The sequence below is a fragment of the Mesorhizobium sp. YL-MeA3-2017 genome (genome assembly GCF_030814575.1).
Lineage (GTDB): Bacteria > Pseudomonadota > Alphaproteobacteria > Rhizobiales > Rhizobiaceae > Mesorhizobium > Mesorhizobium terrae.
In genome coordinates, this window is record NZ_JAUSVH010000001.1 from 1361935 (window position 1) to 1378011 (window position 16077).

Here is a 16077-nt window from a genome sequence, read left to right on the forward strand (position 1 = left end):
ATGGAGCGGCATTTTATTGTCAACCAATTGGTTGAATAAAAATTCGCCGCATCCCGAACCGCCCGCAAATGCCGCCAGAAAAACAAAAAAGGCGGCCGAAGCCGCCTTTCCTTCCATGCCCGTTCGCCGTGGGGTCAATGCCCGCCGGCAGCACTTTCCTGCGGATGCATCTGTTCCACTTCCTTCGGCGTCGGTCTCGCCACCTTGGTGACGAAAACGATCACCGCCAGCGCCAGGAAGAACGCCGCCAGCACATAGGGCGCGCCGCCAAACGTCACTGGCGCGTCAGGCCCGGTGAACCATGAGAAGATCCCCGTATAGAGCAAGGGCGTGATGATCGAGGTGATCGAGAAGATCGAGGTCATCGCCCCCTGCAATTCGCCCTGCGCCGAAGGCGGCACCTTGCCGGCGGCCAGGCTCCTCAGCGGCGGGTCGGCCAGCGCCTCCAGGCAGCCCGCCACGATGACGGCGTAGATCATCCAGCCCTGCATGGCGAAGGCGTAGCCGATGGCGCTGGCGGCGGTGAAGCTCAGGCCGATCGCCGCTGTGCGCCACTCGCCGAGCGCCGGAATGACGCGCGGCAGCACCGTTGCCATGATGATGGCACCGCACAGGCCGAAGGCGCCGAGCGACAGGCCGATCTGCGTTTCGCTCCAGCCATAGCGGTAGCTGGAAACGAACGACCACACCGCCGGATAGACCATGTGGCCGAGCGTCATCAGGAAGAACACCAGCCCGATCCAGCCGATGCCCGGATAATTGCGCATCTGCAGCAGAGTGCCGACCGGGTTCGCCCGTTTCCACTCGAAGCGGCGGCGGTGTTTCTCATCCAGCGTTTCCGGCAGCAAAAACAGCGCGATGAGGAAGTTGAGGAAGGCCAGGCCCGCCGCGAAATAGAACGGCACGCGCGGCCCGAACGTGCCAAGCAGGCCGCCCAGCACCGGGCCGATGACGAAGCCGACGCCGAAGGCGATGCCGAGCAGGCCGAAATTCTTGGCCCGGTTCTCGTCGTTCGAAATGTCGGCGATATAGGCCGAGGTGGTCGAATAGCTGGCGCCGGAAATGCCGGCCAGCACACGGCCGATGAACAGCATCGGATAGGACCAGGCGATGGCGCAGATCAGATTGTCGATGGAAAAGGTCAGTACCGAGGCGAGCAGCACCGGCCGGCGCCCGAAACGGTCGCTGAGGCCGCCGATCACCGGCGCGAACACGAATTGCATGGCGGCATAGGCGAAGAACAGCCAGCCGCCCTCGATCGCCGCCTCGCTGACACCGACGCCGGTCAGTTCCTGCAGATAGGCAGGCAGCACCGGCATGATGATGCCGAAGCCGATGATATCGAGCAAAAGCGTGGTGAAGACGAGGATCAAACCCCGCCTTGCGGTCTTGGCTTCAAGCATGATCGCGCATCCCTCATCCGCCGGGCCGCGGCGGGACGGTCCTTATAGGCGAAGCTTGTCACAGGAACAATGGAAGAACGTTCTCATGCCATTTCTCCTGACAGCAGCCGCCAGGACGAGGCCGTTTTCGCGATGCAATCCGCCAGGCGGTCAGCCTTACGGCACCGGGTGGCCTTCGCTGGCTTCCAGAATGGCGAACCAGTGCTGGCGGTCGAGATCGATGTCGAGCGCCTTGACCAGCTGGCCGAGCCGTTCCGGCTTCATCGTGCCCAGCACCGGAACCAGCCTGGCCGGATGCCGCAGCAGCCAGGCGATCGCCATCGCCGAGATGTCGTTGACGCCATGCGCCTCCGCCGCCCGCGCCAGCGCCTTGCGCACCCGCTCCTCGCGTTCGCCCTTGCCGGTGAACAGCGAACCGCCGCCGAGCGGCGACCAGATCATCGGCGCGTAGCGCAGCCGCTGCGCGTGGTCGAGCCGGCCGTCATAGAGCGCCGAGGTCTCCAGCACCGAATGTTCGATCTGGTTGGTGACGATCGGGAACGGCAGCCGCGAGGCAAGCAGGTCGAACTGCGACGGCGTGAAGTTGGAAACACCGATGGCGCGCACTTTGCCGGAACGCACCACATCCTCAAGCGTCCGCGCCGTCTCGTCGGCCTGCGTCAGCGGGTCGGGCCGATGCAAAAGCAGAAGGTCGAGATAGTCGGTGCGAAGATTGACGAGCGAACGCTCCACCGAGGCCGCGATATGCGCCGCATCGGTGTTGTAGTGCTCGATCCAGTTGTCCGGCCGGTTGGCCGAGATCAGCATGATGTCGCATTTGGTGACGAGCTGGATCGCCTCGCGCCTGCCCTTCCAGCGCGCCAGCCCGGCGCCGAAGGCAGCTTCCACTTCGTAATCGCCATAGATGTCGGCATGGTCGAAACTGGTCAGGCCGAGATCGACGGCAGTTCCGATCAGCCGCGCCACCGCCTCGGCGTCCGGCCGCTCCGGCCCATCCAGCAGCCGCCAGGCACCGAACACCAGACGCGACAGGGAAAGCTCCGCGCCAAGCGCGATGCGTCGTTCAATCGCCATTTATGCCTGCCGTCAGATCGGGTTGTTGAAGGTGTCGCAGCTCGAAAGCTTGCCGGAATCGAAACCCGCCTTGAACCACTTCTGCCGCTGCGCGGAGGTGCCGTGGTTGAAGCTTTCGGGCACGACGTAACCCTGCATCTTCTTCTGCAGCGTATCGTCGCCGATCTGCTTGGCCGCGTTCAGCGCGCTCTCCAGGTCGCCCTTCTCCAGAAGGCCCTTCTGCGCGGTGTAGTGGCCCCAGACGCCGGCGAAGCAGTCGGCCTGCAGTTCGACCTGCATCGACATGTGGTTGGCGTCCACCTCGCTCATGCGCTGCCGCATCTGGTTGAACTTGGGCAGGATGCCGGTGAGGTTCTGCACATGGTGGCCGACCTCGTGCGCCACGACATAGGCATTGGCGAAATCGCCTGATGCGCCGAACTGGTTGGCGAGCTGATCGAAAAAGGCCATGTCGAGATAGACCTTGTGGTCGCTCGGGCAATAGAACGGCCCGGAAGCGGCCGAGGCGAAGCCGCAGGCCGAACGGATCTGGCCGCTGAACAGCACCAGCTTCGGCTCCTCGTAGGTCAGCCCATTGGCCTTGAAGATGCCGTTCCAGACGTCCTCCGTCTCGGCCAGCACCGTTCCCACGAACTGCTTCATCTCGTCATTGGCCGGCGCGCCCTGCCCGGGCTGGCCGGACTGCGTGTACTGGCCGTTGCCGCTGCCGCTGTCCAGCAGCCCGCCACCGCCGCCCAGCACCTGCATCGGATCGATGCCGAGGAACTTCAGCCCGAAATAGAGCACCACCAGGATGATGATGCCCGAGAGACCGCCGCCGCCGGCGCGGCCGCCGATCGGGATGCGAAACTGGCCGGGGCCGCCACCCAGGCCGCCGGGCGTGCCACCGCCGCTGTCGCTGCGATCGTCCTCGATATTGTCACTCTGACGGCGACCTCTCCAGAGCATGGCAAGTCCTCGTATTGAATAGCGCTTCGGCCGCTTGGCCGAATGCGATCAGTGTTATCGCAACGGTTGTGGCAAGTCACAGGATTTTTGGTTTGGCGGGCATGCGCGAAAGCCCGAAAAATCCCATCCCAACTCTGGCACAGACGGCCGCGCCGGGACGCCAATCTTCACTTTTGGCTTCGACGCTGTAACGGGTGCGCTCAGGCGGGTTCGGCCGGAGCCTTCCTTGCCGCTTCGCTTGCCTTGATCAGGGCCCGCACCTTTTCCTCGTCCTGCGGCGTCGCCGGATTGTAGACCACCATGCCGAGGTCCGGCCTGCCGTCGACGGCGAAGGCCGAAAACTCCAGGGCGATCATGCCGCCGGAGGGATGCTGCAGATATTTGGCGCCTTCAAAATGAGCGCGGATGTCGGTCTCGCGCCACATCTCGGCGAATTCCGGGCTCAGCAGGCTGAGTTCCTGCACCAGCGCCCGGACGTTTTCGCCGGCGCCTGCACGCGCGGCATCGACTCTGAAACCCGCCACGACGAACCGGGCGACGCCTTCCCAGTCCGTCTGTTTTGCGCGGACGCGTGGATTGAGGAAGACGAGGCGCAGAATATTGCGCTGTTCGGGCGCGAGCATGCCGTAGTCGGTCAGCACCGCGGCCGCGGCCGCGTTCCACGCCACCACGTCCCAGGTCGCGGTCTTGATGTAGGCCGGGCTGATCTCGAACGCGTCCAGCACGCGCTGCAGGCGCGGCGAAACGCCTTCCGATGGCCGGTAGCGGACCTCCGGCGGCCGGCCGAGCCCGAGCAGGAACAGGTGTTCGCGCTCGACATCGGTCAGCATCAGCGCGCGCGAAATGCGGTTGAGCACGTCGGCCGAAGGCGCACCGCCCCGCCCCTGCTCCAGCCAGGTGTACCAGGTGGCGCTGATGTTGGCGCGCTGCGCCACCTCCTCGCGCCGCAGGCCCGGCGTGCGCCGCCGCGCGCCTGAAAGACCGAAGGCTGCCGGATCGAGCTTCGCCCGCAGCCCCTTCAGATAGTTGCCGAGCGCATTCTCCGCCATGCAGACCACGCTCGTCTGATTTTCGCCAACGACCGGCATGTTCGTCCTGTTAGTTATTATACCTGTATAACATCACTACTTTACCAGGATATCACACTGATCCACATCGGTCTCCATTCCAGTCAGGAGACCATCTTCATGCGTATATTCGTTACTGGTGCCACCGGCTTTGTCGGTTCCGCCGTGGTTCAGGACCTCCTCGCGGCCGGACACGAGGTCATCGGCCTCGCCCGCTCCGAGGGTGCGGCTGCATCCCTCACGGCGGCTGGAGCCACCGCGCATCGCGGCTCGCTCGATGACCTCGACAGCCTGCGCCGTGGCGCGGCGGCCGCCGACGGCGTGATCCACACCGGCTTCATCCACGACTTCTCGAAATTCAAGGAGAGCTGCGAGACCGACCGGCGTGTCATCGACGCGCTCGGCTCGGCGCTTTCCGGTTCCGGTCGCCCCTTGGTCGTCACCTCGGCGACCGGCCTGCTTGAGGGACGCCCGCTCGCCACCGAAAACGATGCGGCCATTTCCGGCCCGAATCCGCGTGTCGCGTCGGAAGAAGCCGCTGCAGCGCTTGCAAGCCGGGGCATCAATGTTTCGGTTCTGCGCCTCGCGCCCTCGGTGCATGGCGAGGGGGATCACGGCTTCGTGCCGATGCTGATCGATCTTGCACGCCGCAAAGGCGCGTCGGCCTATGTGGGTGACGGACAGAACCGCTGGCCGGGCGTACACCGCATCGATGCCGCACGACTTTTCCGGCTGGCGGTTGAGAAGGGTTCGGCCGGCGCCCGCTACCACGCGGTTGCCGAGGAAGGCATTCCGTTCCGCGAGATTGCCGAGGTCGTCGGTCGCCGCTTGCAGCTCCCTATCGTCAGCCTGTCGCACGAGGAAGCGAACGCCCATTTCGGCTGGCTTGCGCATTTCGCGGCGATGGACAATCCGACGTCGAGCGCACAGACCCGGGAATGGCTTGGTTGGCACCCGAACCAGCCGGGGCTGATCGCCGATGTCGACGGGCCGGGCTACTTTAAAAACTAAGCGGGGCTCCCGGGGCCTGTAGCCCGCGGCCCTTACAACCCCTTCGCCATCGCCTTGCGAAAGGCTCCCAGCGTCTCGGCGCTGACATGGTGCTCTATGCCTTCGGCGTCGATGCGCGCCGTCTCCGCGCTCACGCCCAGCGCGCGCAGGAAAGCCTCCACCGTCTGGTGGCGGTCGCGGCTTTCCTCGGCCACCTTGCGGCCGGCGTCGGTCAGGAACACGCCGCGATAGGGCTTGCGCGACACCAGCCCGTCGGCGCACAGCCGGGTCAGCATCTTGGCCACCGTCGGCTGCGCCACGCCCAGCCGCGCCGCGATATCAACCTGGCGCGCCTCGTTGCCGTCCTCGATCAGGTCGGCGATCAGCTCGACATAATCCTCCACCAGCGCGCTGCGGCGCGCTTCGCGGGTCTGGCGAAAACCTTCCGAATGCACTTCGGCATCCGGCAGCGGCTCGTCGCGCGGAACGGATTTCGGTCTCGACGCCAATCGTTTCTCCCAGGACTGATCCGGCCTTCCGCTTTTATAGCATGGGCTTTGATTTTTCAGGGACATTTATGCCGCCACGCCGAACGTACCGGAAACCCGCCCTTTTTCGTGCTGCACCACCCGAAGCGGAACAGCGCTCTAGTCGCCCCTTAAGCGAAAAAGCTGGCACAATCAAAAAGCCAAGACAATGAAATATAGCATATTGCATAATGTTGAGCATGGGCATAAGTTCACCCTGCCAGTTCATACATTCCCCGCAGGATCATAAGCATGCAAGACGCCGAGACCGCCGACACGCTATCCGCCGGCAGGCAATTCTTCCGGCCGATGGGCGATGCCAGGCCGAGCCTGCCGGAGGTCAATTCCACCATCGCCGTGCCAACCACCGGCGTCTGGTTCCGCCGGCTGTTCGCCTTCATGGGCCCTGGCTACATGGTCTCCGTCGGCTATATGGATCCCGGCAACTGGGCCACCGACCTCGCTGGCGGCGCCCAGTTCGGCTACACGCTGCTTTTCGTCATCATGCTGTCCAACCTGATGGCGATCCTCCTGCAGGCGCTGGCCGCCCGCCTCGGCATCGCCACCGGCCGCGACCTCGCCCAGGCCTGCCGCGCCTATTATCCCAAGCCCGTCGCCTACGCCTTGTGGGTGGCCTGCGAACTCGCCATCATCGCCTGCGACCTCGCCGAGGTCATCGGCACCGCCATCGCGCTCAACCTTCTGTTCGGCATCCCGCTGATCGGCGGCGCGCTGATCACCGCGCTCGACGCCTTCCTGGTGCTGCTGCTGATGAACAAGGGCTTCCGCTATCTCGAAGCCTTCGTCATCGCCCTGCTCATCGTCATCTTCGGCTGTTTCGCCGTGCAGATCTTCGCCGCAGCGCCGCCGGCCGGCTCGATCCTGCATGGCCTGTTCGTGCCTTCGTCCGAGATCGTCACCAACCCGGCCATGCTTTATGTCGCCATCGGCATCATCGGCGCCACGGTCATGCCGCACAATCTCTACCTGCACTCCTCCATCGTGCAGACCCGCGCCTATCCGCGCACCGAACCCGGCAAGCGCGACGCCATCAAATGGGCGACGCTCGATTCCACCATCGCGCTGATGCTGGCGCTGTTCGTCAACGCCGCCATCCTCATCGTCTCGGCCGTCGCCTTCCACGGCAGCGGCAACCAGGACGTCGCCGAGATCGGCCAGGCCTTCCAGCTCCTGTCGCCGCTGCTGGGCTTGAGCATCGCCTCGACCTTGTTCGCCGTCGCCCTGCTCGCCTCGGGCCTCAATTCGACGGTGACTGCGACGCTCGCCGGCCAGATCGTCATGGAGGGCTTTCTCCATCTGCGCATCCCGCAATGGGCGCGCCGGCTGCTCACCCGCGGCCTCGCCATCATCCCGGTGGTCGTCGTCACCGCGCTCTATGGCGAAAAGGGCACGGCCGAGCTTCTGGTGTTCAGCCAGGTCGTCCTGTCCATGCAGCTTCCCTTCGCGGTCATCCCGCTGGTCCATTTCGTCTCGGACCGCGAGAAGATGGGTTCCTTCGCCATCTCGCGCGGCGTCGCGGTGCTGGCCTGGGTGGTGGCAGCACTCATCCTCGGCCTCAACTTCAAGCTGCTCTACGACACCATCATCGGGCTCGGCTAAGCCCGGTTGCAATTCGCGAAAATGCGCTAGGATGAACGGCGGCGCGGAAGCAATTCCGCGCCGCCGCAAATTTTTGACCGAGCGCCATGACCAAGATCGCCGAAGTCCGCCGCTTCTATGCCCGCCTGCTCGCCTTGCAGGCAGGCGCCCAGGACCCGCGCCTGGAAAAGGCCTTCGCCACCGTACCGCGCGAAGCCTTCCTTGGCCCCGGCCCGTGGACCATCGTCGCCGGTTTCAAGCATCCCGTCGAAACGCCGAGCGCCGATCCCGTCTACATCTACCAGAACAACCTCGTTGCGCTGGACCATGCCAAGGGCATCAACAATGGCGAGCCGCTGCTGCACGCCATGTGGATGGCCAGGGCGGCGCCCAGGCCCGGCGAACATGTCGTCCATGTCGGCGCCGGCACCGGCTACTACAGCGCCATCCTGTCGAAGCTGGTCGCGCCCGGCGGCAGCGTTTCGGCCTATGAGCTCGAAGCCGATCTCGCCAAGCGGGCGCGCGAAAACCTCGCCGGCTTTGACAACGTCACCGTGATCCACGCCGACGCCGTGCAAGCGGAGCTGCCCGCCGCCGACATCGTCTATGTCTGCGCCGGTGTCGTGGCACCGCCGGCATCATGGCTGCAGGCGCTCAAGCCCGGTGGCCGGCTGGTCTTCCCCTGGCGGCCGTCCGAGGCGATCGGGCTCGCCGTCATGGTCACGCGCCTCGACAAGGGCTTTGCCTGCGATCCGTTCATGCGCTCCTGGTTCATCCCCTGCGTCGGCGCCTCGCACAGCGATGCCGCCACCAAGGCTCCCACTCGCGCAGAAGCCGAGCACAGCCGCTCGCTGGTGCTGACCGCGAAAAAGGCCCCGGACAAGACCGCCACCGCCATCTTCGGCGATGTCTGGTTCTCGTCGCGGAGCCTTACGGCAAACGGCAGGCCGAACTAAACGCGACCTACTCCGCCGGCACCGCCGCCGGCTCGGCGCCACGGCGGCTGGCCAGCAGCACGCCGAGCGCCGCCAGCGGGAACAGCGCGGCGACGACACCGAGGTCGACCGGCCCGCCGAAGCGCAGCACCGCGCCGCCCACCACGGCGCCCAGCGCCACGCCGAAATACAGTGCCGAGGCGTTGAGCGAGAGCACGATGGGTGCAGCGTCCGGCGCCAGCTTGACGATGCGGCTGGCCTGCGCCGGCGGTAGCGCCCAGCCGATCAGGCCCCACAGCACCATCAGCGCGAACAAGAGCGGCACCGCCAGCGCGGGCGGCAACGCCGGCACCGCCGACAACAGCGCCATGATGCCGGTCAAAAGCGCCAGCGACCCGCCGACCGTGCGCGTTGCGCCGATGCGGTCGGCCAGCTGGCCGCCGGCGATGTTGCCGGCGACCGCACCGACGCCGAAGGCGAGCAGCAGCGCCGGCAGCGCGATCTCGCCGAGGCCGGCGCCCTGCATGGCCAAAGGCGCGATGTAGGAGAACACGGTGAAGGCGCCGGTCAGCGCCAAGAGCGTCGTCGCCAGCACCGGCAGCACGCCGGGGCGCAGCGCGGCGCCCAGCCGCGCCTGCAGCGACAGCCGCGTGCCGGTCATGCCGCGTGGAAGCCGCCATGCCAGCACCAGCCCGGCCAGCGCGCCGAAGGCGGCAATGGCGAAGAAGGTGCCGCGCCAGCCGGCGAAGGTCGCCAGCAATGCGCCCAGCGGTGCGCCGATCGCCACCGCCACCGTTGTGCCGCCAACGACGACGGCGATGGCGCGAGCGCGGTGATGGCTGTCGACCATCGCCACCGCTGTCGCTTGCGCGGTCGCGGCGAACAGGCCGGACGCCAGCGCCATCACGATGCGGGCGGCCAGAAGCACGGCGAAGGAGGAGGACAGCCCGGCCACGACATTGCCGAGCACGAAGAAGGCCAGCGTCCACAGGATGACGCGGCGGCGGTCCCAGTCGCCGGTCAGCGTCGCCAGCACCGGCGCGCCGACCGCATAGGCCAGCGCGAAGGCGGTGATGAGGGTGCCGGCCAGCGGCACCGAGATGCCGGCGTCGGTGGCGATCTCCGGCAACAGGCTGGAGACGACGAACCCCTCGGTCGAGATGGTGAAGGAACCGAGCGCGAGCCAGAAGATGCGCTTGTCCATGGCATGATCCTTTGTTCAAAAATCATTGAACAATTGAACCTGACTTGGCGATTTGTCAATTCCATGCCACAAGGCTCCTGTCAGCCTCATGTCAGTGGACCGCGCAACCGGCGGTTTGCCGGCGCATTGAACCGGGCCGAAACAGGCCTTACCTTGGGCGCATGTCGATGACCCTGCCGCACCCCACCACCGACCAGATCAGCCTGCCGCTGGTGCTCTCCGTGCTCGGCGATCCGACCAGGCTCGCCATCGTCGCCCACCTCGCCCGCCGCGAGGGCGTGCCGATGAACTGCAGCCGCTTCCTGGCGCTCGGCTCGAAGACCAATCTCAGCTACCACCTGGCCAAGCTGCGCGAAGCCGGCATCACCCGCACCGAAGTGGTCGGCACCAGCCGCCTCATCACGCTGCGCCGCGCCGATCTCGACAGCCGCTTCCCCGGCCTGCTCGACAGCATCATCGCCGGCGCCGGCCTGGAAGCCATCCCCCGCATCGAGGAAGCGTTCGAAGCGGGTTGAGGGGCGGCAGGGCAGACAGACGCCGCAATCGGGCGGCTGATAGCGCTACCCCGCGAAAGGTCAGGAACTCGGTTCGGGATCGCAGATAATGCGATAGCAATCCGCATATTCGAAATAGTCGACAGTACCCCGCTCGGGCGGCTGTCCCTCATTGGCGTATCTTTGAAGGATACGAGAGCATTGCGCTTCCCTGGGAGACGCAACGCTACCACCCGTGTACAGGCTGTACCCGGCCAGGATCAGGCATCCCAGACTGGCAGCAAAGAACAAGGGCCAAAATTTCTTCATCGGGAAGCAGTATTCCGTCTTCCGTTGCTCGGCAATCGAAACGATGCGAAATTATTAATAGTTGTCGTCGCCCTCAAGATCGCGGGCGGCGGTGGTGGGTTGGGCGTGGCGCGGAGACTTTGCGAGATCGTGGCTAACGCCTGCGCTCCTGTCCGCCCGCATATCTCGGCAGGTCCGCAATCGCCGTCTCGAAAGCTTCCCGTATATCTGTTTGGCTGAACCGCTGATCCCACAATTCGGTCATCAGGTGATTGATGGCCAAAGGCAGGAAGGGTTGGTCAGGCCAGGGGTTGCTGTCGTGCAGCTCACGCAATGCGACACCGAAACTCTGCGTAACGCTCGTAGCCCGCAACTGCCATGCGTCTTCCGGGTTGCCCAGATCCATTGGTTTGGTCATGCCCATTCTCCTCAATGCCCGTCATGAAAGCTTTGCCCAGGTGCTGGCAAAGGGCAAGACGGCAACCTTTTCGGGGAAATCGTCACTTAGCCCATATTTATTGCGTTAAATAAAACTAGTTTTTTGCCGAGAGCCCCGCAGCGGAAAACTTTGACAGCTATTCACCTATGCGGGAACGTAAGTTCCGGAGATAATTTTGGGGGACTAATGAAATTTGGGCTCGCTGTCGCTGCATTCTGTGCAGGAATTTGCTTCGCTGCGTCGTCTGCTTCAGCCGGACAAGGGGAGCGAAACAACATCAATTTCTTGGCTGGGAAGAGTGACGCCTATTTGAGCAAGGCTGCGACAATGGCCGGCGATATGGTCGCCGTGACGCAGAGATGCCGGTTTGAGCCGACTGAAGGTGGTAGAGCCATGCTTGCTCTCCCCGTCATTTTGTACGACGGGATGGATAAGCATCTGACGCCAGATCGGTCTAAGTTCCAGAAAGCCATCCACGTCTACGAGAGGGCTTTTGCGATCGCCGTCCAGCGAGCGGGGGATTGCAGAACTGAAAAGGCCAGAGATCCAACGCTGTATCGATAGATTCGGCCTTCGGATCGCAACTAAACCCTTACGCGGCGTTAGATCGAAAGCAGATTGAAGCGCCAGAAGCAGGCGGCTTAGAGCTAGCAGGGTAAGCTGCTGCGCCTCGACACTTGGAGATCATGGCTTCGGGCCATGGCCAGCAGCCAGTCGGGAGGGTAGCCCGGCGCGAGATTTTAGGAGCCATCTGATATCTTGGCCAAAGCCGTGGCATCCGCCCTGGCTGGATTCTCAGAGAGGCGTTGCGGATGGGGGCCATTTGCCAGGATTGCGGGCTAGATACGACGCCGCGCCCGGTAACCAAGGGAACTTGGGAGTGGTACATGGTGCTACCTGAGATATGGGCCCAAGCGGGCATGCCGCCTATGGTTCCCAACGAGCACGGCCTGACCGACGAAGAGTTCCTTTGCATAGGCTGCATAGAGGCGCGTCTTGGGCGGCTTTTGAACGCATCGGATTTCACTTCGCAGCGTGTTAACGAACCTTCGGAGTTTGACACGCCGCGACTAGTCTCCCGCAAAGGCACATAGTCCTCTACGCGCGCTGGTAGGCAACGGCCGCCGAAGATTGCCGTCTCGGTTAAGTGTGCGCAAAGGCCTCGTGAGAGACTGGTCGCTGAAAGATGACAGGCTAAGCTCGGCGCCAGAAGCACGCGGCTTGGTATCTCTCATTTTCCTGGTCTGCTGTGCCAGATCGCGCAGACCGAGGGTAGGTTGGTTCGCTCATCGATCGTACGAGATTTGGACGCTATTCTAAGGCCGTTAGCGGCGGCGGCGGCATTTGCGTTCGCAAAATCACGATCATTGCCCACAGCCCACGTCCACCGGATGGCCTTGTCGGTCGAAGACCATTTGACTTTGACAGCGCGAACAGGATCGGAAGATGTTCCACCGACGACCCTGCACTGGATGGAAACTGGCAACTTGTTGCGGGCGCGCATTTTGTCGGCCTGACGCATGGCGGCGTCATATTGGAGCCAACCGCCCGCGCTTTTCGCGGGTCCATGAGAAACCTCACTAGATGACTGACACCCGGCAATTGCTAGAGCCGAGAGTAACGCCAGTATCGACAGGTTGAGCGAAAACGTTTTCCCCATGCTTTTTCCCCCGATTCTTTGGGAGAGCAAATCACGCGGTCCTATTGCTGTCGAGCACTACAAACTATCACGCAAAGACTTCGGAGGATTCAGACATGAAAGAGCGGCACTTGGGGTGCCTAGAGACAGCTTACCTGCCCGGCAGCAGCAGTCGCAGCCAGCCCGCAAACAACTATTCCGAGGACTGCAATTATGCCGTGTCCGGCGATTTGGAAGTAGCTGGTCTGCCGCAGCGTGGGGATTGCCGCCGACAACAGAAGTGTCCCGGCACAATAAGCGGCGAACGCAAAATACATCCAGACGAGTGGTCGTATGTATATCGGGATTACCACCCAGCAGCTCGCGAACGAATACGGCCCAGCAGTGTAAAACGCCGCAACCGACAGCGCCGCCCACAGCAAACTATGCACGAGTAGCGAAACATCCCGGGCATTTCTGCCATGCTCACGTTGAAGGCCCGCCACGTCCACTCCCCCAATGCCTCTTGTGAAATCTTTGTCCAAGCGCCGGCAAAGGGCAAGACGGCGGGTGAGCCGAGCGGGCCGCAGGCGGTGTTCTCCTGGGCGAAGAAGCGAAAAACGAACTCCGCCGCCGGCGCGAAGGCGGGCGGCGGATGAAAATGCAAACAGCCCAGGCAGAATCTACTTCAACTTGTCCTTGACCTTGTCCAAGGCAGCCACGGCGCATTCTTCATCCAGGTTCCCGCCAGGGGCGCCGCCGATGCCAATCGCACCGATGGTTTCATCGCCGATCTTGATGGGAACGCCACCGGCGAGGACCAGATATCCGGGAATGTCGGCCACGCCGGCGGCCCCGGGATTTTCCTGCACCGTTTTTGCTATCGCGCTCGTCGGCGAACGAGAAGAAGCCGAGGTGAACGCCTTTGCCTGCGCGGCACCGACGGTGTGAGGACCAGCGGCATCGGCCCGCAAAAGCGCCCGGAGCAAGCCGGCGCGGTCGACCACCGCGACCGAGACATTGTAGCCCTTGGCACTGCACGCCGCGACGCCTTCTTGAGCCAGTTCGGTTGCCGTTGCCAAAGAGATATTTCTTTCGTGCAACTCTTCGGCAGATGCCGCCGATCCGATCGCAAACAGAGCAAAAGACGCGCAAACAAGTTTCTTCATCTTAGCCTCCCAAACGTTTGTCGAGCTCCTGGCATGAACATGCCGGGATGATTGAAAGTTGTCGGAATCGATCGAGATATTTGACGGAATAGCGCCCTCCTCTTGTTCCATTCCAGCGGAGGCCCCACGCCCGGGAAACTTGTCAAATTCAAGAAACCACATGCGATCCGGGCCGACAAGCAAAAGCTCGCCAAAGTGGCAACGCCGGCGAGGCGCCCGAACTTCCCATGCCTCTGCGAGGCAGGCCGAGGTATCCGGGCCGCCGAAGGCAACGCGTCGAAGCGGCGGCGGAAGGCCTGGTTGAACGACGAGATGTCGGAGAAGCCGGCTTCGTAGGCGATGTCTATGATGGCGCTTGCGACCCGCGCGGGTTCAAATCAAGACGGCCGATGAAATCATGCACGAAAGCCAGCCGTTCGCCGCGCGGTATGTCCTCGGTCGTCAGCGGCTGCATGTGCGATTGAACAGCGCTCACCAGCCCCCTCGCTCAGCGCATTATTCGTCCCCACGATACACGATTAGCTTCACGTCCCGCCCTCCCCCGCTCTTCGAAGCCCTCTCCGAATGCGGACAGAAGACACGCGACAGCCATCCCCACGGGCTAGAACTGGGCGATGTTCTTGATCATCGGCACCAGGAATATCGCCACCGCCACCAGCCCGAATGCCCACAGCGCGATGGGGCCGAAAAAGGCCACCGGCAGCAGGATGGCCCAGGGCGCGTGGCGCACGATCTTCTTGCGCAGGGCATAGGCGGCCAGCACCAGGCTGTAGGCACCGCCGATCGTGGTTGTCAGCGCGACGAAAGAAACCACCACCGCCAGCCCCTTGGCAAGGAGACCGTACTCCATCAGCGCCGGGCTCCAGGCGAAGACGGTCACCGCCGTGCACAGCGCCGTCCAGGTGAAGACCGTCAGCGCTGTCCTGAGGAAGTCCACATAATCCCTGGCAACCTCGTGCCTGGCCATTTTCGGCTGGATGCTTTCGGACATTTCCGCCCTCCCCGGCTGCGCCTGATGCGGCAATCGCTCTTATTGCCTGCCATGGAACCGCATGGCCCGGAAGGCCGCCAAAGGCAATCGGATGCCGGCGACAATCGTGATCGGGATGGGTTTGGAGCAGTCGGCCGCCTGCGTCCCCTAATTGGCTTTGACCAGCACCACGCGCCGGTTCTTGGCGCGGCCGTCATCGGTGTCGTTTGAAGCAACGGGCGCCATCATGCCGGCCCCGGCCGCGGTCAGCCTGTTGGTGTCGATGCCATATTGGGTTGCCAGCGCGGACTTGACCGCATTCGCCCGGCGCGACGACAGATCGACATTGTGATCGAAGCTGCCCTGGTTGTCGGTATGGCCAACCACCAGAACCGCCATCTTCGGCTCGTTCGAGAGCAGCGTCGCGATCTCCTTGAGCGTCGGATCGGACTGCGGTTTGATGTCGGCCTTGTCGGTATCGAAATAGATGCCATAGAGCGAGATCGAGCCGTTGGCGGTCAGGCTCTCCTGCATTTTCGCGGCCTCGACGACAACCATCTTCTTGTCGCGCGCCTTGGGTTCCAGCACATGGACGATGGCAATGGTTCGACCGTTGAGTTCCTTGCAATAGAGCGTGTCCATCAGCGTGTAGGTCTGGACGGCCACATAGGCGTCACCGCCGTCCTGGGGCATCCTGGCTGTGAAATAGCGCTGGTCGGCAATCGAGGACGCCAACGCGCATTTGCCGTTGCTAAAATCGGCGTCCTTAAGGTCCGATGCCGAAAAGGAATACATGGTCAGGCTCATATCGCCACCGCCGCCATCGGACGAGCGATCCGAGGCGCCGCCGCATTCCTCCTTCTTGCATTGGAACAGCACTTCGCCGCCGCCTTGCGCGATCACGTCCTCATAGTTGCGAAGCACCTCCAGCGGCGAACGCTGGGCCGGCAGCACATAGGCGATGCGGGTAAGGGCGCCTTCCGCGTCGATCTTCTTGTCGGGAGCAAAAACGCGGTTGTTGTTCTTGTCGCGCGCGTCGGGATCCTGGCTCACCTTGAGCGGCGACAGCGGCAGGCTGAAGTCGGTATAGGCCAGCTTCTCATACGAGACGATGAAGGACCCTTCATAGCGCTTGACGAGGGCATTGTCGGAAGCGCCGTCAATGTCTGCCGTCGGGACGGTTGCGTCGGCGAAACTGAAATTGGTGGCGCCGACAAGCAATGAAAACGTTGCGGCCAGCAGTTTCGCGGCCAAAGCGAAGAAGCGCGTTCTCATGGTTCCCCCTCCCAGATGAGACGAGGCCAAGAAAATCACACATGGCGCTGACCGACAAGCAACAGCGCTTCGGGGCC

17 protein-coding genes are annotated in these 16077 nt (G+C 63.4%); 5 read left to right on the forward strand and 12 right to left on the reverse strand.

What is annotated here, in order from left to right:
• Positions 1 to 134: 134 nt before the first annotated feature.
• The 4 genes from QFZ88_RS06370 to QFZ88_RS06385 form a co-directional block, all read right to left on the reverse strand.
• Positions 135 to 1403 carry a TCR/Tet family MFS transporter gene (locus QFZ88_RS06370; RefSeq protein WP_024923683.1) on the reverse strand — a complete coding sequence of 423 codons (1269 nt, stop codon included), beginning with the start codon at positions 1401 to 1403 and terminating at the stop codon, positions 135 to 137.
• Positions 1404 to 1559: 156 nt separating this feature from the next.
• Positions 1560 to 2477: an aldo/keto reductase gene (locus tag QFZ88_RS06375; RefSeq protein WP_024923684.1), complete on the reverse strand. Its 918-nt coding sequence runs from the start codon at positions 2475 to 2477 to the stop codon at positions 1560 to 1562.
• 12 nt (positions 2478 to 2489) lie between these two features.
• A complete protein-coding gene (locus tag QFZ88_RS06380) occupies positions 2490 to 3425 on the reverse strand; it encodes a neutral zinc metallopeptidase (protein ID WP_024923685.1) in 936 nt (311 codons plus the stop codon).
• A 200-nt stretch (positions 3426 to 3625) separates the two neighbouring features.
• Positions 3626 to 4474, reverse strand: coding sequence for a helix-turn-helix transcriptional regulator (locus tag QFZ88_RS06385; protein WP_024923686.1), 849 nt, complete (start codon positions 4472 to 4474; stop codon positions 3626 to 3628).
• A gap of 138 nt (positions 4475 to 4612) precedes the next feature.
• Between QFZ88_RS06385 and QFZ88_RS06390 the strand changes: the two genes are divergently transcribed.
• Positions 4613 to 5503: an SDR family oxidoreductase gene (locus QFZ88_RS06390; protein ID WP_024923687.1), complete on the forward strand. Its 891-nt coding sequence runs from the start codon at positions 4613 to 4615 to the stop codon at positions 5501 to 5503.
• A gap of 32 nt (positions 5504 to 5535) precedes the next feature.
• On the opposite strand, the gene mntR is transcribed toward QFZ88_RS06390, so the two are convergent.
• Positions 5536 to 5991, reverse strand: a complete 456-nt coding sequence (mntR, locus tag QFZ88_RS06395) for a manganese-binding transcriptional regulator MntR (protein WP_024923688.1) — start codon at positions 5989 to 5991, stop codon at positions 5536 to 5538.
• 327 nt (positions 5992 to 6318) lie between these two features.
• Here mntR and QFZ88_RS06400 point away from each other — a divergent pair, with 327 nt between their 5' ends.
• Positions 6319 to 7629: an Nramp family divalent metal transporter gene (locus QFZ88_RS06400; protein ID WP_244431138.1), complete on the forward strand. Its 1311-nt coding sequence runs from the start codon at positions 6319 to 6321 to the stop codon at positions 7627 to 7629.
• An 86-nt stretch (positions 7630 to 7715) separates the two neighbouring features.
• A complete protein-coding gene (locus tag QFZ88_RS06405; protein ID WP_024923690.1) occupies positions 7716 to 8564 on the forward strand; it encodes a protein-L-isoaspartate O-methyltransferase family protein in 849 nt (282 codons plus the stop codon).
• Positions 8565 to 8571: 7 nt separating this feature from the next.
• Here QFZ88_RS06405 and QFZ88_RS06410 read toward each other — a convergent pair whose 3' ends face one another.
• Entirely contained in the window at positions 8572 to 9747 is a 1176-nt protein-coding gene (locus QFZ88_RS06410) for an MFS transporter (protein WP_024923691.1), read from the reverse strand.
• Positions 9748 to 9914: 167 nt separating this feature from the next.
• Between QFZ88_RS06410 and QFZ88_RS06415 the strand changes: the two genes are divergently transcribed.
• The gene (locus QFZ88_RS06415; RefSeq protein WP_024923692.1) at positions 9915 to 10262 is read left to right on the forward strand and encodes an ArsR/SmtB family transcription factor; all 348 of its coding nucleotides are present in this window, start codon (positions 9915 to 9917) and stop codon (positions 10260 to 10262) included.
• Between the two features lie 421 nt (positions 10263 to 10683).
• Here the strand turns inward: QFZ88_RS06415 and QFZ88_RS06420 are convergent, their stop codons facing one another.
• Together QFZ88_RS06420 and QFZ88_RS06425 are read right to left on the reverse strand one after the other, a co-directional pair.
• On the reverse strand, positions 10684 to 10947 hold the full coding sequence (locus QFZ88_RS06420) for a hypothetical protein (protein ID WP_024923693.1): 264 nt from the start codon (positions 10945 to 10947) through the stop codon (positions 10684 to 10686).
• 1252 nt (positions 10948 to 12199) lie between these two features.
• Entirely contained in the window at positions 12200 to 12628 is a 429-nt protein-coding gene (locus QFZ88_RS06425; protein WP_137901925.1) for a hypothetical protein, read from the reverse strand.
• A 440-nt stretch (positions 12629 to 13068) separates the two neighbouring features.
• On the opposite strand from QFZ88_RS06425, the gene QFZ88_RS06430 reads away from it, so the two are divergent.
• Entirely contained in the window at positions 13069 to 13245 is a 177-nt protein-coding gene (locus tag QFZ88_RS06430) for a hypothetical protein (RefSeq protein ID WP_161773048.1), read from the forward strand.
• Positions 13246 to 13269: 24 nt separating this feature from the next.
• Here QFZ88_RS06430 and QFZ88_RS06435 read toward each other — a convergent pair whose 3' ends face one another.
• The 4 genes from QFZ88_RS06435 to QFZ88_RS06450 all read right to left on the reverse strand — a co-directional run bounded on the left by QFZ88_RS06435 (position 13270) and on the right by QFZ88_RS06450 (position 16000).
• Entirely contained in the window at positions 13270 to 13755 is a 486-nt protein-coding gene (locus QFZ88_RS06435) for a GlcG/HbpS family heme-binding protein (protein WP_024923695.1), read from the reverse strand.
• 343 nt (positions 13756 to 14098) lie between these two features.
• Positions 14099 to 14230, reverse strand: a complete 132-nt coding sequence (locus QFZ88_RS06440; protein ID WP_275040842.1) for a hypothetical protein — start codon at positions 14228 to 14230, stop codon at positions 14099 to 14101.
• A gap of 126 nt (positions 14231 to 14356) precedes the next feature.
• On the reverse strand, positions 14357 to 14746 hold the full coding sequence (locus QFZ88_RS06445; RefSeq protein WP_024923697.1) for a hypothetical protein: 390 nt from the start codon (positions 14744 to 14746) through the stop codon (positions 14357 to 14359).
• A gap of 147 nt (positions 14747 to 14893) precedes the next feature.
• Positions 14894 to 16000: an OmpA family protein gene (locus QFZ88_RS06450; protein WP_024923698.1), complete on the reverse strand. Its 1107-nt coding sequence runs from the start codon at positions 15998 to 16000 to the stop codon at positions 14894 to 14896.
• Positions 16001 to 16077: the final 77 nt, after the last annotated feature.

Coding starts and splice junctions, on each gene's coding strand:
- QFZ88_RS06400 (WP_244431138.1), top strand. CDS start 6,319: ATGGGCGATGCCAGGCCGAGCCTGCCGGAGGTCAATTCCACCATCGCC.
- QFZ88_RS06445 (WP_024923697.1), bottom strand. CDS start 14,746: ATGTCCGAAAGCATCCAGCCGAAAATGGCCAGGCACGAGGTTGCCAGG.
- QFZ88_RS06410 (WP_024923691.1), bottom strand. CDS start 9,747: ATGGACAAGCGCATCTTCTGGCTCGCGCTCGGTTCCTTCACCATCTCG.
- QFZ88_RS06430 (WP_161773048.1), top strand. CDS start 13,069: ATGCTCACGTTGAAGGCCCGCCACGTCCACTCCCCCAATGCCTCTTGT.
- QFZ88_RS06425 (WP_137901925.1), bottom strand. CDS start 12,628: ATGGGGAAAACGTTTTCGCTCAACCTGTCGATACTGGCGTTACTCTCG.
- QFZ88_RS06435 (WP_024923695.1), bottom strand. CDS start 13,755: ATGAAGAAACTTGTTTGCGCGTCTTTTGCTCTGTTTGCGATCGGATCG.
- QFZ88_RS06405 (WP_024923690.1), top strand. CDS start 7,716: ATGACCAAGATCGCCGAAGTCCGCCGCTTCTATGCCCGCCTGCTCGCC.
- QFZ88_RS06415 (WP_024923692.1), top strand. CDS start 9,915: ATGACCCTGCCGCACCCCACCACCGACCAGATCAGCCTGCCGCTGGTG.
- QFZ88_RS06380 (WP_024923685.1), bottom strand. CDS start 3,425: ATGCTCTGGAGAGGTCGCCGTCAGAGTGACAATATCGAGGACGATCGC.
- QFZ88_RS06385 (WP_024923686.1), bottom strand. CDS start 4,474: ATGGCGGAGAATGCGCTCGGCAACTATCTGAAGGGGCTGCGGGCGAAG.
- QFZ88_RS06420 (WP_024923693.1), bottom strand. CDS start 10,947: ATGACCAAACCAATGGATCTGGGCAACCCGGAAGACGCATGGCAGTTG.
- QFZ88_RS06375 (WP_024923684.1), bottom strand. CDS start 2,477: ATGGCGATTGAACGACGCATCGCGCTTGGCGCGGAGCTTTCCCTGTCG.
- QFZ88_RS06390 (WP_024923687.1), top strand. CDS start 4,613: ATGCGTATATTCGTTACTGGTGCCACCGGCTTTGTCGGTTCCGCCGTG.
- QFZ88_RS06450 (WP_024923698.1), bottom strand. CDS start 16,000: ATGAGAACGCGCTTCTTCGCTTTGGCCGCGAAACTGCTGGCCGCAACG.
- QFZ88_RS06370 (WP_024923683.1), bottom strand. CDS start 1,403: ATGCTTGAAGCCAAGACCGCAAGGCGGGGTTTGATCCTCGTCTTCACC.